Below are 22,951 nucleotides of genomic sequence, written 5' to 3' on the forward strand. Positions count from 1 at the left end.
TCCCATAGCTCTAATATTTATTATGATTGAGGGCAAAGAGAATTCTTAACATTTTGCATTCATTATGAAGTTGCTAAAAAAGGGCACACGTGTCCCGTTAGCAACATTCGCATGAAAAATTGCACGACAAATATGGATAAAAGCCAAAAATTGTTCGCGCAGTCCAAAATGTTTCATCTCTTTTCCCCTCCTTTAATATTGAATATATCAATAGTATACAATTTTCCAACAATTTTATGCAAGCCTATTTTAATTATCTTTTGTTTTCTCTATTCCTTCTAATAGCTTGTCAATGTCAAAATAATCTATATTTATGTTCCACTTTTCATCAGCAAATTCTGCTGTTTCTTCAAGCAATCGATCGATATCCATTGTTGTCATCAGCCTCTCTGTCGTTTGTGAAACAACCCCCCGTTGCATCTAATAACATTATTCGGTAGAAGGACAACTAATATGGGGGTATAACTAATGATAGAGTCAAAATGACAAAAAAAGGACGTAGACATACATAGTCGGAACGAATAAATAACGTGAGAACTTCTCCAATCTTTACATATGTAAGCATCATTTATCCACCGTTAACTGAATATTAGCTAGACCTTTTCAACAAGGATTAAACTGTCTTACATAAGCGTTACTCAATCGACGCACTTAACATGTGGATAACATGATTTATTGGCAAAAAACAGACCAATTAAATGCTAGGAAATCTTGCTTTACATTAGGCGTCATTTCATTGTCAATACAAGAGCTTTTCGCCTTTTCTAGAGATTTAAAATTCGAAAAAAATGCAACGAAAAGAAATGATAAAGCGATAGCGAATAGAATGTATCTTTTTCTTTTAATTTTCATAAGAGCCCCACCCTCCCTTTTCAAATAACTTTCCTTACTATATATCAATCTGTGACTTCTGGCTTCCTGTCCGTTCTGTAACCAATCATATAACCCACAAGCCAAAATAGCTGAACGTCATAAATAGAATATTAATTATTATCCAATAGCTTTTTGTTAATGCCGCAAAAACAACTCCAATAGAAGCAATAACAAAAGTTCATAATCAAAATGGACGATTACATATTACGGAATTTTTTAAATTTCTTCTTCATATAACTTCCAAGCAACACTCTAAAAGGACTTTAATGTAATAATTCCATTTTGACAAATGACTCTTTTAATTCTTTGTATTCTCTATTTAATATACTCATCATAATATCTGTTTCATATTTTCCTTCAATTAATGCCCCTTCTCTTTCGACACCTTCTTGTATAAAACCACACTTTTCATAACACTTTATAGCACGTTTGTTATATTCAAGAACTCGTAAATCTACTCGATGAAGGTCAAGTTCTTCAAAAGCATATTGCAACAATAATTGAGTAATTTCTGTACCTACCCCTTTTCCCAGCATAGAGGTATCAAATATTCCTACTGCATATCGTGCTCGATGATCAATTTTATTGACTGTCAGCCTTGCTGCACCAATACACCGTCCATTATACTCAACACACCACTCAAATTTATTGTCTAAAATTCTATGTATAAACTGAGTCGCCTCTTCCATTGTTAGAGATGTTATATTCCTTGTATCTCCACCATACATTCTTACAAGTTCTTTACTTCTTCCACATTTGTAACGATCAGTAACATCACTCTCTTTGGGTTTTCTTAGAATAATTCTTTCACTTATGATGGTTGGTGACACATTATTCATAAATATCTCTCCCCTTTTAAAATAAAAAAAACTCATCTCCAATTAAGAGACGAGTCTTCCCGTGGTACCACTCTAATAGACCTTTTCGGTCCGCTCAATTTGATAACGTGGATTATTCCCCGACATTCCCTACTACTTATTCAAGAATGTTTCTTAAAGGTGCGTTTCATTATGTAAGGATACACCAGGCTCTCACCACCCCTGACTCGCTACAGAATCTATTACACATTACTTTCCTCATCATTGAACTAAAAATATATTATTTTTTTAAATTATATTGAAATTACCGATTGTTGTAAATGCACTATATTTAATGAATAAAACACTCGTAAACCATCACATCATTTCTATTTTAACTTACCTCATACCCAAGCTACTTATGGTCAGATTCATGAAAAAACAATTCTTTTATGTCAATTAGAACTCCTAATAAACCAATGAATAAAATGATTACACCATAAATGTTGGTATTACCCAAAAAAGTATGATAAAAACCGATTCCCGTGGCTAAATAAGCCATCGAGGCAATTAAAAACCTTTTTATTTTCATACTCCTCCAGTGCACCTGCCCTTTTAACAAAGAAAAAAACCACTCGGTACTTTTGAATTGCACCTGATACCATTATTTTTTATTACGGTACTATAAGTTTAGCCATCTATCGCTCTCGTGAAGTATTTTAACTTCACACTGATTAATATCGGCTATTTCACCCGCACCATCTACAATTATATCTACATTCTTATAAGGTTTTTGTAACTCTATATATTTTTCTTCAGCTGGTCTATAGACTTCCTCCCACATCTTCTTGTTCCCTGTACCTCTTCGTTCTCTATCTACAACTCGGACACTAGATATTTCCTTCAAAGCATCTACCCATAGCTTTACATGATAAAAAGGAAGCAACTCATTCCTTAAAGAATAGCATCCCTCTATAATAACAATTCCTCCTACAGGTACTTTATGCCATTCAGCTAACCGGTCAGTATCCCAATCATACCTCTGATAACTCCCTTTATTATTATTACTAACTGGAAGCAAAACCTGTTTCATCAGCCTTTCCCAATCAAAGCTTTCACCAACACTAGTGGAGTCAACAATCTTCTTCTCATTAGAAGGACGATAAAAGTCATCCATATGAACAATCGTTACCTCTTTACCTAAATTTTTTAACTTTCTTGCCAATGTGCTTTTCCCTGCAGCACTGGGGCCGTCAATACCAATAATAAGTGTATTCTGATTATCTTTTAGTGAATAAAATTTGGTTAATAAATTATTTAAAGAAACAATAGAATTCGACATTCCCTAACTCCTCTTATCTTCTATTTCCAATGAGACAAATCTTTAATTAAATGTTTCCCTAACTGTCTATTAAAATAGGATTTCAATCATTCCATCGGGTTATGATATAACTTAACAGATTTTACTTTTTTAGCTTCAAACTTTTTATGCTTTTCAAATGATAAACTAGTTATCCACGAATATGATTCAATACAAAAATAGACGCACCTTTCAATAAGCACGCCCCCATCTTGAGGCTTTAGTTAAATATTATTCATCTTATAACCTTAAGAAAAAAGTTAAGAATCCTCTTTCACATTCTCTTTAATGATAAATAACTCTCTAATAAATGCACCCACACCGATTGAACAACTAATAACTACGATTAAATTGATGCCTCTAACAAAGGAAAATGGCGAAAAAACAACTTGTAAACTATTTAAAATAATGATTAGCCCAAACAATACACATCCTAATATTAGCTGCTGTTTTACCGTCATCCTCTTCACCATTTCATCTCCTCTATAGTAAATTAAACTGACAACATACTACCAATAATTCAAAACCAAGTTATATTTTACCAGAAGCTTTATTTTATACTAACACATATCCATATATCTCGAAATCAAGTATTCAAGCTTATGGACCCTTTCTGAAATAAGAAAAACCCTGCCAACATTTCAACAGGGTTTTTGATCAAACATTTTTCAAGTGATTAATAATATACATTATCCAACATATTGTAAATACTACCTTTAGCCGTTGAATATTAATGGAGAATAAAATAAAGGAGCACACATTTTATTGGATAACGCTTCTGTGTACTCCTTACATTTTACCGTATTGTATTCACTTGTTTTTTCAGTTTAACGATTATCAATTGTCTCTGGATATAGATCGTGATTCATTAAACGGTACGAAGCCATTTCTTCATACTTCGTTCCAGGGCGGCCATAGTTCGTGTAAGGGTCAATCGAAATTCCACCACGGGGAGTAAATTTTCCCCATACTTCAATATAGCGAGGGTCCATTAATTTAATTAAGTCATTCATAATAATATTCATGCAATCTTCATGAAAATCGCCATGATTTCGAAAGCTGAATAAATAAAGCTTCAACGATTTACTCTCAACCATTTTTTTATCTGGAATATAACTAATATAAATTGTCGCAAAATCAGGTTGATTCGTTTTCGGACAAAGAGACGTAAATTCTGGACAGTTAAATTTTACAAAATAATCTCGGTTTGGATGTTTATTATCAAATGATTCTAAAACTTCTGGGGCGTATTCGAACGTGTATTTTGTTCCTTGGTTACCAAGTAACGTCACACCATTTAATTCTTCATCTTTTCTTCCACTCATCTTTTTTCCTCCTAAGAAGCCCAGGAAGACAGGTCGGTTTCACTTCTCTTCACTAAAACTGAATCTAAGTATCAGACTCATAGTTTTTTATAGAGGGTTAATGCTATGAACCTCTCCCATCATTATACGGGCAATCAATTACATGCTTTATAGTAGAAAAATCTTATGCAAAAGTCAATAGTAAGGAAAAACTGTCCTTTCTTATGGCCTGTCCTACAATTAATAAGTGTACAAGGAGACAATGAGAGAATGTATTATGAAAATACCGCTTTCATACGCTCTGCATTTATGATGTCTGTGCTTTTAACAACAATCAAAAGCACAATAAGTTGAACAATCACTCGATTTCAATATACAATAATAATGAATATACTATCCAATGAGGTGAAGAAATGCCATTATTACAGGAAATTTTGTCGTTTAATAAAACATTTGTTGAAGAAAAAGAATATGAACCGTTTAAAACCAGTAAATTCCCTGATAAAAAACTAGTTATTTTAACTTGTATGGATGCACGACTTCTTGAATTGGTTACAAAAGCAATGAACGTAAAAAATGGGGATGCGAAAATTGTCCGTAATGCTGGGGCCGTTGTGGACCATCCTTTTGGAAGCATTATGAGAAGCCTTCTCGTTGCCGTATATGAACTACAGGCAGATGAAATTGTCGTTGTTGGTCACTATGATTGTGGAATGAGTAGTCTTGATAGTCATAGCATGATGAAAAAGATGACTGAGCGTGGAATCGAAGCAGAAACCTTTGAAACACTTAACTATGGAGGAATCGACTTACATAATTGGTTAAAAGGATTTACAAGTGTGGAAGAGAGCGTTTCCCACAGTACCGATATGATTCGAAACCATCCATTACTCCCTTCCTCTATCCCTGTTCACGGGCTTGTCATTGACCCTACTACAGGTAAACTGGATGAAGTAGTGAATGGATACAATCATCTGGACAAATAAATAACAAGCTACTTATTGCTGAATAATGAGGGTGGGGCAATTCCTACCCTCATTTGGTCAGCAATTTACTACAGATCGGCGTATTATTTCCTACTCCCATACCAGGGTGATTGAAAATCTCTCGGTCCCCACTGTTTCAATGATAAATAGATTCTTATATCAACTCTCCATTATTTTGGTACATTATATATTAGAGAGCTTCATTCATTTCATCTAATTTTTCCCCTCTTTTAACCTTCCCATCAGTACAGTGTTATAGTATTTATTGTCTGAGAGTCTTTTGTCATTTTTTAATATTCCTTCAATTTCAAAACCATACTTCCTATACAATTGAATAGCTTTATCGTTTGTTTCCGTTACATTTAGCGTAATTTTTTTTATCTCATTCGAATCCGCCCAAGAGATCGATTCTTTTAATAGATTATTTCCCATTCCATATCCCCAAAACTCTTTTAATACGCATACGCCAAATTCTACTTTATGAGAGAATCTCGTTAAATAGGTTCCTTCGCATCTTGAATACCCTACTATGCGGTCATCAACTTCCGCTACTAAAAATAAATTTCTTTCCATTTTCGTATCCATGTTAATTACCTGTTCGAATTCAGGTACATCAATAAATGCTTCTCCCCTCTCTCTGTCCATATTTTCCGTCTCACCATCAATCTTTAGTCTCAAAGCAGACAAATCCCTTGCATCGGTTTCAATGGCCGACCGAATCGTATAAGTTAATCCGTTAACTTCGAACCTTAGTTTCTCGATAATCATAAAATGCTCCCTTCCTAGTAACGTAATGGCAAAACAATTCACTGAAGCCATTCTATATTTTTTAACTCTTCCGATATTGCCATATCCACAATCCTATTCTTTCATGAGACATTAATTTCCCCCTAATTATGGCTACCTTATTTTACCGCTATTTAACTCGTAATTCGGTCACTCAACTTCTATATCCTGCTTACGATCGATATACCACCTATAAAATAAATCAGCAAATTCCAAGGGGATATCACTAATTCCTGTTTTTCGTACAGGCTTAGCCCGATTAGTTATTTCTATTGATGCAAGCCCCAATAGCTTTTGAAATTTATTACATGTCACTTGTACTTCTATTATTTTTTCTCGCTTTGATACGAATAGTGAAGTTGTTAAACTCCCAGATTTAAGTTGAATGAAGTTATTATTCAATATATAGCTTGTATTCGTGAAATCTAACCACCTAGAAACATAGATGATGACAAACAGTACTAAAGATAGAATCCACCAGGATTGCTCATTGCCTAAAAAGTCTGGCTTAAAATAGCCTAGAGCAATCGTTGCAATTATCCATACCCAGCTCGGTTTCAGCATACGAATGAATAAAGCTTTATAAGGAAGCTTCACCATCTTTTGTGTCACTTTATATGTTGGTAAAATATCCAATAGTAGATCCTCAACACGACTAATAGGTAAGAAGGGGTACAGTGAGTTTATCTCAAGGCCTTCACCGCCAGATTTAATGCTACCTGCACTTGTCAGCTTTACTTCAGCCAACCCAAACAACCGTTTCATGATAGACTGGTTTATTTCAATTGCCTGCACTTTCTCTTTTGATATAGAGAAAGCCGTCTCATCGATAATTCCTTTTGATATGTAAATTCTATCATCATCTGAATAAATTTCATATTTTCCATATTTTAAGAACGTCCGAAGCATTCCGAAACTAATAGAGGCAACAATCAAAACAATCATCATGATCATTACGACCCACCAGCTATTGAAAATAGCTGAAAATAAGCCAACTACTTTTCCTTCCACATCAAACATATCATCCACACTGAAATAAGTAGAAATGATTAACGGAATAAGAACAAAGAAGCTTAAAGAGGTAAAAGAAGCCTTTAATAAATCTACCTTCGTCGGTTTAAAATGAAGTGTTCGATTCGATAAAGTTAACTCATTCTCCTCATTTTTAGTCTCAGGTTGAGCTAACTCATCAATTGACTTTCTTGATATGTATTCTTCCATTTTATCTGCTTCGGTTCGAGAAATAACCTCGAACTCTACAGTACCATCTTTACCAGCCGTCCCCGTTTCAAAGCTAAGGGAAGTAACGTTAAATATTCGATGAAGTATGCTTGTATGACGATTAACATTTTGAATTTTGGAAAAAGGGATAGTTTGCTTCGTTTTTTTGAACAACCCTTTATAAAGATGAAAGGAAGTTTCATCTAATTGGTATGTATGGGTTAACCATTTAATAATAATGGAAACAATGGTCACTCCTATACATAGAAGAAAAATAAGTCTTCCATATTGAATAAATGTAGATTCTGATCCCATTTTTATAACGAACAAATAGATGAAAATAAAGATTGAATTCTTTACAAGTTTTCTTAAGTTGAAAAGAATGAGTAATGGATTGTAATGCTTCACGTCAATCATTAACCCACCTCGTTCACTTTGGCAAAATGAGCAACTTGATCCCTCAGTTCGATTGCTACATCTTTTGGTAAAGCAGGTATGACGTGAGTGGAGCCCATCGTAGTAATCGACAAAGTCCGAAGCCCATATTTCCTTAATAATGGTCCGTGATTTGTTTCGACTGATTGTATTTTCGTCATAGGGACAAGCTCATGCCGAACCGTAAATGCACCAGATTTCAATTGTAGAAAATCTTCATCGACATCATAGCGCCAAATTTTATACAAGAGAAATGGGCGAAAAAAAATTGACCACACAGTAGAAAATATCGATAGAACAGTGATTCCGATAAGAATCCAACCGACCCACTCTTTCCATAAAAACAGATGGTCTAAATAAAACACCACTGTAAGTAGGCTGAAAATAATGCTAGAAGATATCACTTCACTAATGATCCATACTTTTACTGCATCTTTAGATAGGCGGTTTTGTGGTGCGTGAATTTGAGAAAACAAGAAATCACTCCTTCATTTTTAAACATAGTAATATTCCCTTTTTTAAAAGGAAATAAATTCAATTTTGTAGTATGTAATCGACCTAGAATCATCGATATAATAAGTCATTTAAACGATTCAAAGAGTTTAAAAAAACATTCATTGTTCTTATGTATTTGAGGAAATTTAAGCTCTTTCTTGCTATTAGTGTTTTTGCCACTTACTCATTTTAGTGTAATCTGGATTAGCTTAAATAAAGTTAGTTAAACATTTCATTTTCGCTCTCCTCCCAATGAAAGACACCAACTCTACTAAACTAAATGGTAAAAAAATACCACAATATCTATTTGTATCAATATTTTAAATAAATGTAAATAATTTTATTAGTAAACTTACTCTCTTAATCTATATAGAAAGTAAAGTGATAACGCCCTTCTTCATGTCATTTAGTCAGGTTGACTCCCTATATGAAACATCACTAAAAAGCAAACGGTAAAGCATACAGTTTCTCTACCTCTTTCGTAAGAATCTCAACGGGACATACATTTTCCGACTAACACCAACCTCCACCCGCATCTTCTGTACTTGAAACGATAAACGTTTCATTATGTGAATTTTGCACACATCATCTCATTCCAAAATAACTAATATTGATGGAGAAACCGTTTCTTTAAAGTGTATCGGATTGGTATTACAATAATAGCTCATAAAAGTGGCACTCAAGTCTTACTTGAAATTAGGTAGATAAGTGTAAAACGTCTAATAATAATTCTATTTTCCAGCTGACAGGGGCAATTTTTGCCTTCATCCATACACTAAAAGAAAAGGCGATATAAAAGGAGGGGTGTTTCATGATCTCTCGCTTAAAGTGGCTTTCCCTTTCTATCGAATTATTTTTAGCCATCCCTATTTTCGGGGGAGTATTAGCTGAAATGATGCCATACCTGCTTTCTTGGATCGCCATTTGGCACGCTGCTGTTCTCGTTATTTCAAGGGATGAAGACGAACCAACTTTGGGAAGTTTTCTTGGTATGGTAGCTGCTTTCACTAATTTTTTCCCCGTCATTCGCGTATTCGCGCACGGAATAGCAGCACTAGTCCTCGCTTTAGAACTCAAAAAAGGGCCAGGGACAGAATAGGGATAAGAAAAAAGCACTTCTCATAAAAGTGCTTTTTTACTTTCTTTTATGTAACATTGACAATACACTCGTTTACCCTCTCCCTTATTCCACTAATTTTTCCTAATTACTAGATTGAGATACTATGTTGTGAAGAGTAAAAAGCTATACCTACTTATTCACTAAAAATAGAAAAATCTCAGATACAGGACTGAGATTTTTCATTCTACAAGTGCATGCTTAAATGCATATATTACTGCTTGTGTACGATCTTGGACATTTAATTTACTGAGAATATTGCTTACATGAGTTTTAACTGTTTTATGTGCAATAAATAACCCATCAGCAATTTCATGATTTGTTTTTCCTTCAGCCATTAATAACAAAATTTCCATTTCTCGGTTTGTAAGATCCTCGTGAAGTGCGGGAGGATTGCCTGATCTCATCTTTGTCATCATCTTTCCTGTCACTTCTGGCTCTAGTACAGTTTGGCCATTGTATGTTTTACGTATAGCATCAGCAATCTCACTTGCTTTCGATGTCTTTAACATATAACTAGTCGCCCCAGCTTCAAGCGCAGGATAAACCTTTTCATCATCAATAAAGCTGGTTACAATAATAATTTTCGCTTCTGGCCATCTATTAATAATTTCCTTTGTCGATTCAATTCCATCCATTTTTTTCATGACTAAATCCATTAAGATAATATCAGGCTTTAATTCCAAAGCAAGGTCAATTGCCGTACTGCCATCGTCTGCTTCACCAACGACCTCAATATCGGATTGAGCAGATAAATAGGAAGAAACTCCGATTCGAACCATTTCATGATCATCTACAAATAAAACTCTAATCATTCTCTTCCCCTCCATTGGCTATTTTAGGAATTCTTACTTCTAGAATTGTTCCTTGATTCAGCAGACTAATAATTTTCAATGAACCACCTAACTCAATTGCACGTTCATTCATCATATGTAATCCGTAGGAACCTGCTTTGGTTTCTTCAACATTGAATCCAACCCCATCATCCTCTACTCTTAATATATGCACATCATCACGCTCAATTAACAACACTCTCAAAGAGCTGGCTTTTGCATGTCTAAGAGTATTCGATACAGATTCCTGCAAAATACGAAAAAGGTGATCTTCAATCCCTTTATCTAGAGACATTTCTTCTACTTTCCAAGAAATTTTTATCGGTACCTTTTGAAGCAGCTCCATTAGAAGTTCTTCTATCCCCTCTCTTAACGTCTTCCCTTTTAATGCGATAGGCCTTAAATGAAGTAGTAATGCTCTCATTTCAAGCTGAGATTGATGAATCATTTCTTCTACCATAAGTAATTGCTTGGAGTCCTTAGCATCAACCGTTTCTGTGATAGCAGACATTAACATCGACGCAGCAAATAACTGTTGACTAACGGAATCATGTAACTCACGCGCTAATCGATTTCGCTCTTGAGATACGAGCTTTTGTACTTGTTTTTCTTGAACTTCCGCCTTTTCATTAGCAAGTTTCTGCGCTTGTTTTCTTTGCTCTGTTATTTGTTTATCTACAGATATAAGTCGATCCATAATATCATCTAATTCTTTTATACCTATGATGCCTGGTTGAACATGTATCCCTTGTTGAAGTTGCTTAACAGCATAATCAATCGATTTCCATTTCTTTCGCCAATAAATGCCCGATATAAGTCCATAGAATGAGCCAATTAATAGCAGCAAAACAGGCACGGCAAAGATAAATGGAATATCAAACAGCTCCTGTTCCCAAAGCTGTGAAAGTGAGTTAATTGGAAACGTCATAAAGGTAACGAGAAAAAAAAGGGGGCCAATAATAAACGTAAATAGAATGATTAAAAGCGTATGTCGCTGAATGATGTTCATATTCTATTTACCTCAATATCTCCAATTCCCAGTGAAGTGACAATTTTCACTTTTGATGTTGCCTGTTCATATCGAGTAGTTTTATAATAAAACACTTTATTAAAATGTGTTTTCTCTTCTATCCCAAAAATATTTGTTGCACCTGCAATCACTGAATGTTGAATATTTACTTCGACTTCATAAGGAACAAGAATCTTTATATTTCCTAAAAAATGACGAATAAATATAACAGACTCTCCTTTTGGTAATACAGTATAGCTTAGATCAACAACGGTATCTCCAATTCCACCTTGTACATTTATGTCATTCCACTCATATACCCGCTCTGTAGTTTCTTGGGAACCAATCCATTTATTTTGAAATAAAGGTTGGGATCGTACTATTTCATCTGCATAACCTCCCCCCTCATCAGGGACCTTTAGCTTATGGTGATGTGGGTTTTCTTTTGACTGTGCGTACCTTACAACAACATAGACTAAGATGGCAATAAGTAAAAATTTAAAGGCAAATGTATTTAAAATCGTGATGACTAAGCTAATTAATCCAAACCAAAATAATATTTTACCGAATGTAGCTTCATAATGATTACGTCCAAAGTAAATACAGATTAGATTCACAAGCAATACTAAGATCGGTCCTCCATCATAAAGTGAGATCTCTAAAAGCAGTAAAATAATACCTATTAATACAGTCCAGCTAATAAAATCAGCTTTAATATTCATATGAGGACCTCCCTTTCAGTAGTTGTTGCTGCACTATCATACTATTTTTTTCTTACCAATTTACATCCTAATGGGTGAAAAGACGTAGGAACGCTACGTCTTTTAGAATATCATTTTTTATAATGAAATGGATTCATTTTCTTTATTTTTTGCATCGTTTTCTAATTTTGCAATTTTAGCGTCAATCGTATTGCGGTGATACGAACTATTCACTTGATGTTCTAATCTTTCTAAATAATTTTCCATTTCATCGTAACGAGGATAGGAGTGATTATCTAGTTTATTCTCTTTCAACAGTCGATTCATACGATAATTCGCTCTTGAAATATTCTCCTTGCCCATTAATTCCATTCGTTTAATATGCATATCTTTTAACTTATGTTTCATTTCTTCATATTTTCTCTCAAGCTCTTCTAACTGTTGAACCGCTTGTACTTTCGCTTGTTCAAGTCGTTCAGTACGGTCTCTATATACAACATACTCACGTTCAGCAAATTCCTGCAATTCATTCTCTCCGGCTTTTTCTGCTACTTGTGCTTGATGCTGTCTCTTCAAAGCCATTTGATGGGCTTCTTTCAATTCTTTCATAAATTCTTGTTTTAGTAAATATTGTCTTTCAACGAGATTCCGTGTTTTCTCCACCTCTCGCTCACATTCTCTTAAGTATTGATTTAATTGCGCTCCCGGATTTTTATTTTCCTTTTTATCCAGTAGTTCATTTATGTCCGCTTCCACGCTGTTGCGTATTCGTTTAAATAAATTTGCCATAACACTCTCTCCTTTTAATGATTTTATTTTAACTTTGCCCATTCTTTCTCAAATCCAGTAAATGGATCATCACCAAAATCTTCTGGCTCACCATCTTTTTGAGTGTTCCAATTCTTATACACAATCCACAACAAATACGCAGCTACTAAACCTATAATTGCTGGAGCATTTGTAGCAGAAGCAATTAGCGCAATAAAGCCTATAAATGCCCACAAGACTTTACCACCAGTAGAGGCTGACTTCATGAACTCTCTATATGAGAAGTACACGATCACTAGACTAATCGCCAACGCAATGATAGGACCCATATTTGCAATTAGTACGATTCCTGCCGTTACCCCTAGAACAATTAAGCCAAGCTTCTTCACCATGTTTTCCTCCTTTCGTTATCCTACTATCATCTTACCGCTATTCCTTAAACCCTATAACGACCCCCGGATAGAAATAGAACTAGGGCCAGGGAAGTAATTTTCACCTTCATAAAATGGTTTGCTAAAAAAATGAATTTCAAAATGTAACACCACTCTGTCATCCTTCTACATTAGCCAAAAAACAAAACCTCGCTGTTAACGAAGTTTTTGTCCACTTCTTAACCTAAGTGAAAATACCAAGAAAGAACTTGTTCACTTTCGCATATATGTGTAAAAAGGGAGGAGGATGAAAATGACATATTATTGGGTAGTAACCGTTGGGATGTTGATGGTTTTATTTTTGATAGGGTGGACATTCTTTTACTTTCTTCGGCAAACATTAAATAGTGATGAAAGCAAAAGAATAGATCCACTTCCTAAGTCAAATAAAGAAAATCCGCCTATATAGTAACTATCATCATATACATTGCTGCGGCTTGCGACAGTTGCCTGTCGATGCAGTTCAAGCAACGAATCACGATACTTATCAATAAAATCCCTTCGGATTTATATCCAAAGGGGTTTTTTTAATCAGAGATAGAAACCTTGAACACAATTAGTTATTCAAGAAGCGAGATAGTATGTGAAATAAAAAGTATTCTTGCTTGAAGGATATAGATAGACTTTATTGCTTACTATCAATATACTGAAAAATAATTAAATCCTATCTTCCATACAGAAGTAGGAATTTAAAAATTCTAAACGACCATTGGACATTGTGTTCATTAACTTCTACGTACATAAGCGAATTTTCCCATCTATATGAAGACAGTCCCAGGAGGAGTGCTTCGCTACATAAGCAATAAACCTAAGTAAACATTGTAGTTAGTGTCCATAATAGAAAATAAGTAGTTCTAATCAATTAATGGAGGTTTAATAAAATGAAGAAAAATGATGAATATTTCATGAAAAAGGCTCTTGATATGGCTTTTCAAGCTAGAACGGAAGGAAATGAGCCGTTTGGAGCTATATTAGTAAAAGATGATGAAGTAGTTATGATTGGGGAAAATAAAATTAATACTTTGTGTGATCCTACTCACCATGCTGAAATCGGACTCATTAGAAAGTTTTGTACTGAACATAATATTTTTGATTTATCTCAATATAGCTTATATACAAGTTGTGAACCTTGTGTAATGTGCTCTGGCGCTATGGTTTGGTCGAATCTTGGAAAAATGGTATACAGTGTATCTCACAATCAATTAGCAGAAATAGCCGGTAGTAACATTATGATATCATGCAAAGAAGTATTTGATAAAAGTCCTCAAAAACCAGTAGTGGTAGAGAAAGTATTAAATGAAGAGGGATTAAAAGTATTTGAAGGATATAAATTTTAAATTAGAAACAGCTAAAGGAATAGATGTTTGTACTTCAACAATCAATAATTATTAGGAAACGAAATGATTAATAAGGCGATTAGCTTTTTGTCTAGTGTCCACCTACGATTGTTGTTCTCCAAGCAGGTGTAATTTAGGAAAAATAGAAGTAGAAAATGATCGACATTTTTTATAAAATTCCACATTACATCTTCAAAAGAAGAATCCATTTTGATCAATAATTTTCAAAATGGATTCTTTTAACTTTGTTTATTTTTTCCAAACCAACGAAGACGGCTTGCGCCACTTGCCTGTCGGCACAGATCGAGCCGCCTTCACTTTTCTTTGGCTAGTTCCGACGGCTTGTCCCTCGGGGTCAACTGACTCAATCCTCCGATGATCAGGATCATCTGCGGCTTGCGCCACTTGCCTGTTGGGACAGATCGAGCCGCCTTCACTTTTCTTTGGCTAGTTCCGGCGACTTGTCCCTCGGGGTCAACTGACTCAATCCTTCGGTGATCGGGATCACCTGCGGCTTGCGCCACTTGCCTGTCGGCACAGTTCGAGCCGCCTTCACTTTTCTTTGGCTAGTTCCGGCGACTTGTCCCTCGGGGTCAACTGACTCAATCCTTCGGTGATCGGGATCACCTGCGGCTTGCGCCACTTGCCTGTCGGCACAGTTCGAGCCGCCTTCACTTTTCTTATTCCCCTTTGATTAGTTGATAGGCTTGCTGTACTTCTTCTTCACTAGGTGTGTGAACACCTTCAAGGGGATATTCATAACCTAAATTCTTCCACTTATATACACCTAGCGTGTGATAAGGAAGGATTTCGATTTTTTCAATATTGGATAACTCTCGTAGAAATTTGCCAAGCTTTATTAAGTCATTCTCACTATTTGTATAACCTGGTACGAGTACATGGCGAATCCATACAGGCTTGTTTATTTTATCTAAGTGTCTTGCAAAAGCTTTAATATGCTCATTCGATAAGCCCGTTAAAGCTTTATGCTTTTCTGCATTCTCATGCTTTATATCTAATAATACAAGATCGGTTAATTTCAACACGTTGTTCAGTTTTTCTTGAAATGACGCTTTTTCACTGTAACAGCCGCCCGATGTATCTATACATGTGTGAATTCCGAGCTTTTTGCACTCTGTGAAAAGTTCCATAATGAAGTCTAAATGTAACAAAGGTTCTCCTCCACTAACCGTCACACCACCTCCTGATGCTTGAATAAATGGTAGATAACTCTTTATTTCAGATATAAGTGTTGAAATAGAAATGTCCTTCCCTTCCCCTAATTTCCAAGTATCGGGGTTATGGCAATATTTACAGCGTAAAAGACACCCTTGTGTAAAGACAATGTAGCGTATGCCTGGTCCGTCTACTGTCCCGAGGGATTCAGTTGAATGAACACTATTTTGGTATTGCATTTCATTCAGCTCCCTCTATTACATCATTTCATGGAACGTTCGGTTTATAACATCAATTTGCTGTTCTCTCGTTAATTTAATGAAATTGACAGCATAGCCCGAAACTCGAATGGTCAGCTGTGGATAATTTTCTGGGTGTTCCATTGCATCTAGTAAGGTGTCACGATTAAAAACGTTAATATTTAAGTGATGGCCTTGCTTGATGGCATACCCGTCTAACAGAGCGACTAAGTTTTTCTCCTGAGATTCGTCATCCTTGCCTAAAGCTTTCGGGACAATACTAAACGTATTTGAAATTCCATCACGTGAATAATCGTATGGTAGCTTAGCAACGGAACTCAAAGATGCAAGTGCTCCTTTTTGGTCTCGTCCGTGTAACGGATTTGCACCAGGAGCAAATGGCTGACCTCCTTCACGCCCATCTGGAGTACTACCAGTCTTTTTGCCGTACACGACATTACTTGTAATTGTTAATATGGACATCGTAGGTATTGAATCTCTATAGGTTTGATGGGATTTTAATTTATTCATAAAGCGCTTTACAAGATCTACTGCAATGGAATCGACTCGATCATCATTATTTCCATATTGAGGATAAGCTCCTTCTACTTCATAATCCACAGCCACTCCGTTTTCATCACGAATTACTTTTACATTGGCATGTTTAATCGCACTTAAGGAATCCGCGACAACAGACAGCCCTGCAATACCACCTGCCATCGTGCGTATAATATCACGATCATGTAATGCCATTTCAATTCGCTCGTAAGAATATTTATCATGCATGTAGTGAATGATATTTAAGGTGTTCATATACAATTTCGCCAGCCAATTCAACATCTGATCATACTTTTCCATTACTTCTTCGTATTGGAGGTATTCTCCCTCAATCTTTGCAAATTGTGGGGCTACTTGAATTTTAAGCTTTTCATCGACGCCCCCATTTATTGCGTATAATAATGCTTTTGCCAAGTTCGCTCGTGCTCCAAAAAATTGCATTTGTTTCCCTATTCTCATCGCTGAAACACAACAAGCGATTCCGTAATCATCCCCATATTCTGAGATCATTACATCGTCACTCTCATATTGTATTGAACTCGTATTAATCGACATTTTTGCACAATACCTTTTAAACGAATCAGGGAGCTTAGTTGACCATAAAACCGTTAAATTTGGCTCAGGTGCCGGACCTAAATTAGATAATGTGTTTAAAAAACGGAAGGAGTTCTTTGTCACGAGGGAACGACCATCTAGTCCCATTCCTCCTATTGACTCTGTTACCCACGTTGGGTCACCAGAGAATAATTCATTATATTCTGGTGTGCGTGCAAATTTAACTAAACGAAGCTTCATCACGAAGTGGTCCACAAGCTCTTGCGCTTCTTCTTCTGTTAATCGATTTGATACTATGTCTCTTTCAATATAAATATCTAAGAAAGTAGAGACACGACCGAGACTCATTGCCGCACCGTTTTGCTCTTTAATGGCCGCTAAATATCCGAAATACAACCATTGAAACGCTTCTTTCGCCGTAGTAGCAGGTTTAGAAATATCATATCCATATATGTTAGCTAACTTCTTTAGCTCTTGAAGTGCATGAATTTGTTCTGAATGCTCTTCTCGATTTCTAATAACCTCCTCTGTCATCACCTCGTCACCGAGCGTTTTCATATCCTCTCTTTTCATATTAATTAGAAAATCAACGCCGTATAGCGGTACTCTACGGTAATCACCAATAATTCTGCCACGTCCGTATGCATCTGGTAATCCTGTTATAATACCTGCTTTTCTTGCTAACAGCATCTCTTTCGTATAAGCATCAAATACTCCTTGGTTATGCGTTTTTCTAAAGTCAGTAAAAAGCTTCTCTGTTTCGTTATCTAATTCATATCCATAGGATTCCAATGAAGCTTTTGCCATTCGAATACCACCGAATGGCTGAAGAGATCGTTTAAATGGTTTTTCTGTTTGAAAGCCCACTATCGTTTCCAATTCTTTATTTAAGTAGCCTGACCCGTGAGAGGTAATCGTCGATACTTTCTTTGTATCCATATCCCAAACGCCACCACGTTCTCTCTCTTCTTTATCTAATTGGAGTACTTGCTTCCACAACTCTGAGGTTGCTTCCGTTGGCCCTAATAAAAAAGTGTCATCTCCGTCATAAGGGGAATAATTTCGTTGAATAAAGTCTCTTACATCAATATCGTCTGTCCATTTTCCTTTTTCAAACCCTTCCCAATACATCTAAACCACTTCCTTTAATTGATAATGAACAACAAATATATTTCTTACTTTTACATTAGAACTTTCACTAGAGTAAGGCTGTGATATATCTCACATGAAATTTGAGAAAGGAAAGTTCCTGCCTTTATTGGCACTGCTTTAATAAATCCAACAATTATGTGAACTAGTGAGCATGATTTTAGTTTCTTTCTTTATGACTTAATCCGCTTACATGCTTTCATTTAGCAATAAACTCGAAGAGGCTCAATTTTACTTTTGGACTTTCTATAAAAGAAGCGTTAGGACAATATTTGCCCTAACGCTACAATAAACATGATTTACTTAGTCAAACGTAGAAATTCTTCTGCATCTTGGACGCATAGATTCATTCCCTTTTCCCAAAAATCTTTTTGCGTGATATCTTCTCCTAAATGCTTCATTGCAAGTTCTTCAACTGTCATTACCGCCGTATCGCGGAGAAGGTTAATATACTTTTGTTCATATCCTTCTCCCTCTTCTATTGCTTTCGCATAAATACTTAAAGAGAAAAGATAGCCAAATGTATATGGGAAGTTATAAAATGGTACGCCTGTTATATAAAAATGAAGCTTTGAAGCCCAAAAGTGGGGATGATAGTCACTTAATGAATCTCCATAAGCTTCTTTTTGTGCTGCTTCCATTAGCTCATTTAGCCGCTCGGCAGAAACCATTCCTTGTTTTCGCTCTTCGTAAAACCTCGTTTCAAAAAGGAAACGTGCGTGTATATTCATAAAGAAAGCGACACTTCGTTGAAGCTTATCTTCTACTAATGCTACTTTTTCTTCGTTTGTGTTTGCTTCCTTTACAGCCGCATCTGCGACAATCATCTCAGCAAACGTCGAGGCTGTCTCTGCGACATTCATCGCATAATTACGATTCAACGTATGCATTGGACGAAGAGCATATGAATGGAATGCATGTCCAAGTTCATGAGCTAGTGTTGCTACATTCGACATGGTTCCAGAATAGGTCATAAAGATACGTGACTGTTCACTTAAAGGGAACAGTGTACAAAAACCTCCGGGGCGTTTTCCAGGTCGATCCTCTGCTTCAATCCATTCTTGTTCGAAGGCTTGTTTTGTAAAATCCGCCATTTCATTCCCAAATTTCCGGAAGTGCTTTTCAATAAAATGAGCTCCCTCATCGAAGGACATATTGTTCGTTGTCGTTGCAATTGGAGCACTTAAATCAGACCAGGATAGTTTTTCTTTTCCTAACAGCTCTGCTTTTCGATTAAGATAACCAACAAAAGCTTCTCGCTTCTCGCTAATTGCTCCCCACATTGCGTCTAGTGTTTCTTTTTTCATTCGATTATAACTAAGAGGCTCTTTTAACACTTCCTCCCATCCACGAGCATCATACACCTGTAGACGAAATCCACCTAGATGGTTAAGAGTGCGCGCAAACATTTCTTCTTTTTCCTGCCATGCTGCTTCTAGCTTTTTAAATACCTCTTGACGAACGGCTGGATTTTTATGACTAGCCAAGTTATTCGCTTGTCCAACCGATAATGTTTTTAGTTCACCGTCTACTTCAACTTCGATTGCCATTGAACCGACAACCGTATCATACATTTCTCCCCAACCATGATATCCATCAACAGCCAGTGATTGAATTAAAGCTTCCTCTTCATTAGAAAGCTTCTCCTTTGCTTTTTCACGCCACTCTTTTAATACAAAAGCCAAGTCCCTTAATGCTTCATCTTGAATGAAATCATTCCAAACATCATCATCTGTTTGTGAAAGTTTTTGTTGGAAAGAATTAAAACTTACTTGAAAGGTTGCACTGAGTGAAGTGAGTTCCCCTCTTAAGGCATCTGCTTTTCGATCATTCATATTTTGTGCTTGCAAGCACCCAATAAAAGCTCCAGCTTGACGTAAATACATCATCACACTAGTAGCAGGCTCAATCATGTTCACTATATTATGAACTGTTGGTTGTATAAACTTTCGCTCCTCTTCTGCAAAAGCCACTACCTTTTCCTGTAGGTTGTTCATATGATCACGAAATTCCGAAGACTCACTACCTCCAGAAAAGAACACATCTAAATCCCAAACCTCACTATATCCCAAAATAAGTCCCCCTTTTTTCATTCTTACTATGTATTCGAGGATTTTGATAAAAAACCCTTTCCTTCTATTGTAACGTAAATAGACGAATAAATCAGATTGGATCCTTCTTAATCAGAGGACTACTATTGACTAGAATAAAACCCTTTAACTAGAACAGGCTATAAATAGAGGTGATTATATGAAAAGAAGGACCGCTTCAGGGACTGATATTGAAGAAGTAAAAAAACTAAATAACGCTTCAGGCTTAGCTTACAATGAGGTAAAAAACAAATTAGCTGAGCAATATAGACAAAAAACAAAAAATCAATCTCCACCTACTAACTAAAATACACTTAAATAATCTTCTGTTTTTCACTAATAGGTAGTGCCTATTAGAATAATTACAATAGTAAAAAAAGGACAATTTATAAAAATTGTCCTTTAGGAAATCACAAAATGCAATTGGTTAGCATTATAAATTTTTAAATGTCGTAAATTCAAAAGAATGATCTGTAACCTTCTTTTGAACCCCAGAAGCTTCCTTATCTTCCACTACTTTTTGGTCACTATTTTGCTTTCCCTTATTAACTTTAGTGAACGTTGATTCTAGACTGTTTAAAATTAAATTAATACTGATAATTGTTAAAGAAAAGAAAATAATAGGTACAATAGGGATATAAGGATGAATGAAAAAATATTCAAAATAATCTCCTATTAAACCTGACCACTCATAGGAAAGTGTCTTTGGAGGCTCCTGAAGTGGAGAATAATCGATGACCGTCCCCCCAAAAAACATACTTAATAAACCTAGATGTGCTAAAATAATCAACGTTTGATTAAATTGCTGAATGAAAAGAATGACAAATCTTTGGATTAAATGCTTATATACATGAACGAAGATAATTCGAAATGTGCTCGCACCTAATATTTTGGAGGCTTTAATAAATTCCATTCCTAGTATTTTCTGAATTTCCTTGACGATATATAGCACCACACTTGGTAATGGCAGCAGTACTAAAATTATTACTTCAAACGAGGCTCTCACATAAAATGGCTCTGCAAACCCATCAAAAGGCATTGTCAAAACATTAATAAGAATAAAATATGCAACCAATGTTACGGGAAGCACTGAAAAGGTTTCAAGAATATGTTCAAATACTTTAAAGGTTCTTAAAAAATATCCACTTAAGATTGTTCCAATCACAATTCCTACTATTAACTGAAAAAAGGCAATTAATAAAGTAATGCCAATTGTATATTTGGCTCCTTCAATAACGATATGGAATAAATCGTAGCCGTTAGGATCTGTCCCTAATGGAAATGCTAATGAAGGCTGAAAAGGAGCCGTTTCTACAAGTTGTCCATCTATATATATACTTTGGACTTGCCTAATATCTCCATTATTAAATACAGTATTTCCGATACTAGCTAGAACTAAGAAACTAATAAATGAAAAACCAATTAAAAACCGTTTATCCTTCAACAAAACTTTAATCAATTATGCCTCCCCCTTTTTAATCACACTTGGAACGAAAAGTTCATAGAGCTGAAATAGAAGAAAAATAGGATAATATAGTAATAGAAGGGAGATAAAAAAAACATCAGGAAAAGGATAATTTAATAGGAAAGACATGACTCCAGGAATATTAAATAAATACTCTACAATAAGTAGATTCGTTAAAAAAAATAAGATAATGGTTTTTGAGTAATGAAAAAGAGAATAGACCGTATTTCGTAGTATGTGGACAAAGATGATGTTAAAGGAAGAAACACCTTTCGCCTTCGCTAAGTGTGCATAATTTTTATGAAGTTCTTCTATCATTTGATTAATTAATAACTTTGTAATGATCATTGTAGGTGTTATGCTCAAACAAAGAATTGGTAGGAATATGGCTTGTTCCTCACCATACGATGCAAAATTTAAAAAGACAATATCCGTCTTCTTATATAACCAAACAATAAATAGTTGCAAGCCTATAATATAAAATAGATCAGGGATGGATTGTATGTATGTTAAGATTTCTTGAATGATTTTAATATACTTTTCCTTTAAGTTGACTACGAAAATCGCTATAATAATCGATACGAATCCAGAGATTAATAATGAACCAACAATTAGCTGTAAAGATTGACGTAACGCCTCAAATATTGTTGGAAACAAAGGTCTAAATGTATCTCCTCCTGTCGCATATTGAAATTCACCTAATAAGACTACTTTTTGTAAAAGATCAATAATATGGCCAAAGTAGTTTGTCATATTGAGTTGAAAGTCGTCAAATAAATAAGGAAGACAGCTGATTAAAAGGGTTGCCACAAAAGCAGATAGTATTTTCCATATTAACGTGAGAAAACGATTTATTATGTACATGATTTCCTCCACTCTATTGTTCACTTTACTGCTATCCTGCTGTAGTCTTTATTCTTTAAGTTAAATGGATATTTTCACCACTTAGTAAAGTTACACCTGTTGATTTATTGAATAATCAGAATAATATCTCTTTGCTTATTATACACATGTTGCTTTGGATATAAAATAAACATTGTTGAATATTGACAAATTATCCATAATAACCAAATGTTAAACACAATAATTTTTAGCCATCATTCGACAATGACTAGCATTAGCAAACAAAAAAAGACGCCCTTTGGTAGTGACCCCTGAAAGTTAGAGTTTTAGTTATACTGCTATTAGGTTGGTTTGAGTTCGGTATTGTACTGGACTTAAGCCAGCCAATTTTACTTTTATTCGGTCGTTATTATAGTAATCAAT

Annotated in this window: 26 protein-coding genes, 1 riboswitch and 1 other annotated feature; of the genes, 5 read left to right on the forward strand and 21 right to left on the reverse strand. The window is 35.3% G+C overall.

Translation table 11 applies throughout. The features are described from left to right. Positions 1 to 45: 45 nt before the first annotated feature. From WAK64_RS16395 to queF, 7 genes are all read right to left on the reverse strand, one after another. A complete protein-coding gene (locus WAK64_RS16395; protein WP_336588073.1) occupies positions 46 to 177 on the reverse strand; it encodes an RAxF-45 family protein in 132 nt (43 codons plus the stop codon). A 72-nt stretch (positions 178 to 249) separates the two neighbouring features. Beyond that, positions 250 to 381, reverse strand: a complete 132-nt coding sequence (locus WAK64_RS16400) for a hypothetical protein (protein WP_336588074.1) — start codon at positions 379 to 381, stop codon at positions 250 to 252. Positions 382 to 1,136: 755 nt separating this feature from the next. Next, on the reverse strand, positions 1,137 to 1,712 hold the full coding sequence (locus WAK64_RS16405) for a GNAT family N-acetyltransferase (protein WP_336588075.1): 576 nt from the start codon (positions 1,710 to 1,712) through the stop codon (positions 1,137 to 1,139). A 42-nt stretch (positions 1,713 to 1,754) separates the two neighbouring features. Next, positions 1,755 to 1,965: a binding site (T-box leader), on the reverse strand. Between the two features lie 120 nt (positions 1,966 to 2,085). Further along, on the reverse strand, positions 2,086 to 2,262 hold the full coding sequence (locus tag WAK64_RS16410) for a hypothetical protein (protein WP_336588076.1): 177 nt from the start codon (positions 2,260 to 2,262) through the stop codon (positions 2,086 to 2,088). A 90-nt stretch (positions 2,263 to 2,352) separates the two neighbouring features. Continuing rightward, positions 2,353 to 3,012, reverse strand: coding sequence for a uridine kinase family protein (locus tag WAK64_RS16415; protein WP_336588077.1), 660 nt, complete (start codon positions 3,010 to 3,012; stop codon positions 2,353 to 2,355). A gap of 278 nt (positions 3,013 to 3,290) precedes the next feature. Further along, entirely contained in the window at positions 3,291 to 3,503 is a 213-nt protein-coding gene (locus WAK64_RS16420; protein ID WP_336588078.1) for a hypothetical protein, read from the reverse strand. A gap of 354 nt (positions 3,504 to 3,857) precedes the next feature. Continuing rightward, the gene (gene queF, locus WAK64_RS16425) at positions 3,858 to 4,355 is read right to left on the reverse strand and encodes a preQ(1) synthase (protein ID WP_336588079.1); all 498 of its coding nucleotides are present in this window, start codon (positions 4,353 to 4,355) and stop codon (positions 3,858 to 3,860) included. A 73-nt stretch (positions 4,356 to 4,428) separates the two neighbouring features. Further along, a riboswitch (PreQ1 riboswitch) is annotated at positions 4,429 to 4,475 on the reverse strand. 272 nt (positions 4,476 to 4,747) lie between these two features. On the opposite strand from queF, the gene WAK64_RS16430 reads away from it, so the two are divergent. After that, complete coding sequence (locus WAK64_RS16430) at positions 4,748 to 5,320, forward strand: beta-class carbonic anhydrase (protein ID WP_336588080.1); 573 nt, start codon at positions 4,748 to 4,750, stop codon at positions 5,318 to 5,320. Between the two features lie 213 nt (positions 5,321 to 5,533). Here the strand turns inward: WAK64_RS16430 and WAK64_RS16435 are convergent, their stop codons facing one another. From WAK64_RS16435 to WAK64_RS16445, 3 genes are all read right to left on the reverse strand, one after another. Further along, positions 5,534 to 6,088, reverse strand: coding sequence for a GNAT family N-acetyltransferase (locus WAK64_RS16435; protein ID WP_336588104.1), 555 nt, complete (start codon positions 6,086 to 6,088; stop codon positions 5,534 to 5,536). 168 nt (positions 6,089 to 6,256) lie between these two features. Further along, positions 6,257 to 7,744 carry a PH domain-containing protein gene (locus WAK64_RS16440; protein ID WP_336588081.1) on the reverse strand — a complete coding sequence of 496 codons (1,488 nt, stop codon included), beginning with the start codon at positions 7,742 to 7,744 and terminating at the stop codon, positions 6,257 to 6,259. Then, positions 7,744 to 8,238, reverse strand: coding sequence for a PH domain-containing protein (locus tag WAK64_RS16445; RefSeq protein ID WP_336588082.1), 495 nt, complete (start codon positions 8,236 to 8,238; stop codon positions 7,744 to 7,746). The genes WAK64_RS16440 and WAK64_RS16445 overlap by 1 nt, the downstream gene beginning before the upstream one ends. A gap of 830 nt (positions 8,239 to 9,068) precedes the next feature. Between WAK64_RS16445 and WAK64_RS16450 the strand changes: the two genes are divergently transcribed. Further along, positions 9,069 to 9,356, forward strand: a complete 288-nt coding sequence (locus WAK64_RS16450) for a hypothetical protein (protein ID WP_336588083.1) — start codon at positions 9,069 to 9,071, stop codon at positions 9,354 to 9,356. A 200-nt stretch (positions 9,357 to 9,556) separates the two neighbouring features. On the opposite strand, the gene WAK64_RS16455 is transcribed toward WAK64_RS16450, so the two are convergent. From WAK64_RS16455 to WAK64_RS16475, 5 genes are all read right to left on the reverse strand, one after another. Further along, a complete protein-coding gene (locus WAK64_RS16455; protein ID WP_336588084.1) occupies positions 9,557 to 10,189 on the reverse strand; it encodes a response regulator transcription factor in 633 nt (210 codons plus the stop codon). Continuing rightward, entirely contained in the window at positions 10,182 to 11,216 is a 1,035-nt protein-coding gene (locus WAK64_RS16460) for a sensor histidine kinase (protein ID WP_336588085.1), read from the reverse strand. The genes WAK64_RS16455 and WAK64_RS16460 overlap by 8 nt, the downstream gene beginning before the upstream one ends. Next, the gene (gene liaF / locus WAK64_RS16465) at positions 11,213 to 11,938 is read right to left on the reverse strand and encodes a cell wall-active antibiotics response protein LiaF (protein WP_336588086.1); all 726 of its coding nucleotides are present in this window, start codon (positions 11,936 to 11,938) and stop codon (positions 11,213 to 11,215) included. The genes WAK64_RS16460 and liaF overlap by 4 nt, the downstream gene beginning before the upstream one ends. A gap of 117 nt (positions 11,939 to 12,055) precedes the next feature. Next, the gene (locus WAK64_RS16470) at positions 12,056 to 12,706 is read right to left on the reverse strand and encodes a PspA/IM30 family protein (RefSeq protein WP_336588087.1); all 651 of its coding nucleotides are present in this window, start codon (positions 12,704 to 12,706) and stop codon (positions 12,056 to 12,058) included. A 23-nt stretch (positions 12,707 to 12,729) separates the two neighbouring features. Next, positions 12,730 to 13,077, reverse strand: a complete 348-nt coding sequence (locus WAK64_RS16475) for a lmo0954 family membrane protein (RefSeq protein WP_336588088.1) — start codon at positions 13,075 to 13,077, stop codon at positions 12,730 to 12,732. Between the two features lie 292 nt (positions 13,078 to 13,369). On the opposite strand from WAK64_RS16475, the gene WAK64_RS16480 reads away from it, so the two are divergent. After that, entirely contained in the window at positions 13,370 to 13,525 is a 156-nt protein-coding gene (locus WAK64_RS16480) for a hypothetical protein (protein ID WP_336588089.1), read from the forward strand. 472 nt (positions 13,526 to 13,997) lie between these two features. Next, the gene (locus tag WAK64_RS16485) at positions 13,998 to 14,453 is read left to right on the forward strand and encodes a nucleoside deaminase (protein WP_336588090.1); all 456 of its coding nucleotides are present in this window, start codon (positions 13,998 to 14,000) and stop codon (positions 14,451 to 14,453) included. 680 nt (positions 14,454 to 15,133) lie between these two features. On the opposite strand, the gene pflA is transcribed toward WAK64_RS16485, so the two are convergent. From pflA to WAK64_RS16500, 3 genes are all read right to left on the reverse strand, one after another. Beyond that, positions 15,134 to 15,868 carry a pyruvate formate-lyase-activating protein gene (pflA, locus tag WAK64_RS16490; RefSeq protein WP_336588091.1) on the reverse strand — a complete coding sequence of 245 codons (735 nt, stop codon included), beginning with the start codon at positions 15,866 to 15,868 and terminating at the stop codon, positions 15,134 to 15,136. Positions 15,869 to 15,886: 18 nt separating this feature from the next. Beyond that, the gene (gene pflB, locus WAK64_RS16495; RefSeq protein WP_336588092.1) at positions 15,887 to 18,112 is read right to left on the reverse strand and encodes a formate C-acetyltransferase; all 2,226 of its coding nucleotides are present in this window, start codon (positions 18,110 to 18,112) and stop codon (positions 15,887 to 15,889) included. A 317-nt stretch (positions 18,113 to 18,429) separates the two neighbouring features. After that, the gene (locus tag WAK64_RS16500; RefSeq protein ID WP_336588093.1) at positions 18,430 to 20,223 is read right to left on the reverse strand and encodes a M3 family oligoendopeptidase; all 1,794 of its coding nucleotides are present in this window, start codon (positions 20,221 to 20,223) and stop codon (positions 18,430 to 18,432) included. 157 nt (positions 20,224 to 20,380) lie between these two features. Between WAK64_RS16500 and WAK64_RS16505 the strand changes: the two genes are divergently transcribed. Continuing rightward, positions 20,381 to 20,527 carry a hypothetical protein gene (locus WAK64_RS16505; RefSeq protein WP_336588094.1) on the forward strand — a complete coding sequence of 49 codons (147 nt, stop codon included), beginning with the start codon at positions 20,381 to 20,383 and terminating at the stop codon, positions 20,525 to 20,527. A 126-nt stretch (positions 20,528 to 20,653) separates the two neighbouring features. On the opposite strand, the gene WAK64_RS16510 is transcribed toward WAK64_RS16505, so the two are convergent. The 3 genes from WAK64_RS16510 to WAK64_RS16520 form a co-directional block, all read right to left on the reverse strand. Further along, positions 20,654 to 21,679, reverse strand: a complete 1,026-nt coding sequence (locus WAK64_RS16510) for an ABC transporter permease (RefSeq protein ID WP_336588095.1) — start codon at positions 21,677 to 21,679, stop codon at positions 20,654 to 20,656. Beyond that, complete coding sequence (locus WAK64_RS16515; RefSeq protein ID WP_336588096.1) at positions 21,680 to 22,549, reverse strand: ABC transporter permease subunit; 870 nt, start codon at positions 22,547 to 22,549, stop codon at positions 21,680 to 21,682. It lies immediately after the preceding gene. A gap of 309 nt (positions 22,550 to 22,858) precedes the next feature. Continuing rightward, on the reverse strand, positions 22,859 to 22,951 hold a 93-nt coding region (locus WAK64_RS16520), incomplete at its 5' end, for an IS3 family transposase (protein ID WP_336587352.1).

The sequence above is a fragment of the Bacillus spongiae genome, from assembly GCF_037120725.1.
GTDB classification, from domain to species: Bacteria; Bacillota; Bacilli; order Bacillales; family Bacillaceae_K; genus Bacillus_CI; species Bacillus_CI spongiae.

Bases quoted from the DNA above. Each gene is read 5' to 3' on its own strand.
- pflB (WP_336588092.1), bottom strand. From the start codon at position 18,112: ATGTATTGGGAAGGGTTTGAAAAAGGAAAATGGACAGACGATATTGAT.
- liaF (WP_336588086.1), bottom strand. From the start codon at position 11,938: ATGAATATTAAAGCTGATTTTATTAGCTGGACTGTATTAATAGGTATT.
- WAK64_RS16500 (WP_336588093.1), bottom strand. From the start codon at position 20,223: ATGAAAAAAGGGGGACTTATTTTGGGATATAGTGAGGTTTGGGATTTA.
- WAK64_RS16460 (WP_336588085.1), bottom strand. From the start codon at position 11,216: ATGAACATCATTCAGCGACATACGCTTTTAATCATTCTATTTACGTTT.
- queF (WP_336588079.1), bottom strand. From the start codon at position 4,355: ATGAGTGGAAGAAAAGATGAAGAATTAAATGGTGTGACGTTACTTGGT.
- WAK64_RS16505 (WP_336588094.1), top strand. From the start codon at position 20,381: ATGAAAAGAAGGACCGCTTCAGGGACTGATATTGAAGAAGTAAAAAAA.
- WAK64_RS16405 (WP_336588075.1), bottom strand. From the start codon at position 1,712: ATGAATAATGTGTCACCAACCATCATAAGTGAAAGAATTATTCTAAGA.
- WAK64_RS16480 (WP_336588089.1), top strand. From the start codon at position 13,370: ATGACATATTATTGGGTAGTAACCGTTGGGATGTTGATGGTTTTATTT.
- WAK64_RS16420 (WP_336588078.1), bottom strand. From the start codon at position 3,503: ATGGTGAAGAGGATGACGGTAAAACAGCAGCTAATATTAGGATGTGTA.
- WAK64_RS16415 (WP_336588077.1), bottom strand. From the start codon at position 3,012: ATGTCGAATTCTATTGTTTCTTTAAATAATTTATTAACCAAATTTTAT.
- WAK64_RS16440 (WP_336588081.1), bottom strand. From the start codon at position 7,744: ATGATTGACGTGAAGCATTACAATCCATTACTCATTCTTTTCAACTTA.
- WAK64_RS16470 (WP_336588087.1), bottom strand. From the start codon at position 12,706: ATGGCAAATTTATTTAAACGAATACGCAACAGCGTGGAAGCGGACATA.
- WAK64_RS16395 (WP_336588073.1), bottom strand. From the start codon at position 177: ATGAAACATTTTGGACTGCGCGAACAATTTTTGGCTTTTATCCATATT.
- WAK64_RS16435 (WP_336588104.1), bottom strand. From the start codon at position 6,088: ATGATTATCGAGAAACTAAGGTTCGAAGTTAACGGATTAACTTATACG.
- WAK64_RS16485 (WP_336588090.1), top strand. From the start codon at position 13,998: ATGAAGAAAAATGATGAATATTTCATGAAAAAGGCTCTTGATATGGCT.
- WAK64_RS16455 (WP_336588084.1), bottom strand. From the start codon at position 10,189: ATGATTAGAGTTTTATTTGTAGATGATCATGAAATGGTTCGAATCGGA.
- pflA (WP_336588091.1), bottom strand. From the start codon at position 15,868: ATGCAATACCAAAATAGTGTTCATTCAACTGAATCCCTCGGGACAGTA.
- WAK64_RS16515 (WP_336588096.1), bottom strand. From the start codon at position 22,549: ATGTACATAATAAATCGTTTTCTCACGTTAATATGGAAAATACTATCT.
- WAK64_RS16475 (WP_336588088.1), bottom strand. From the start codon at position 13,077: ATGGTGAAGAAGCTTGGCTTAATTGTTCTAGGGGTAACGGCAGGAATC.
- WAK64_RS16400 (WP_336588074.1), bottom strand. From the start codon at position 381: ATGACAACAATGGATATCGATCGATTGCTTGAAGAAACAGCAGAATTT.
- WAK64_RS16430 (WP_336588080.1), top strand. From the start codon at position 4,748: ATGCCATTATTACAGGAAATTTTGTCGTTTAATAAAACATTTGTTGAA.
- WAK64_RS16450 (WP_336588083.1), top strand. From the start codon at position 9,069: ATGATCTCTCGCTTAAAGTGGCTTTCCCTTTCTATCGAATTATTTTTA.
- WAK64_RS16410 (WP_336588076.1), bottom strand. From the start codon at position 2,262: ATGAAAATAAAAAGGTTTTTAATTGCCTCGATGGCTTATTTAGCCACG.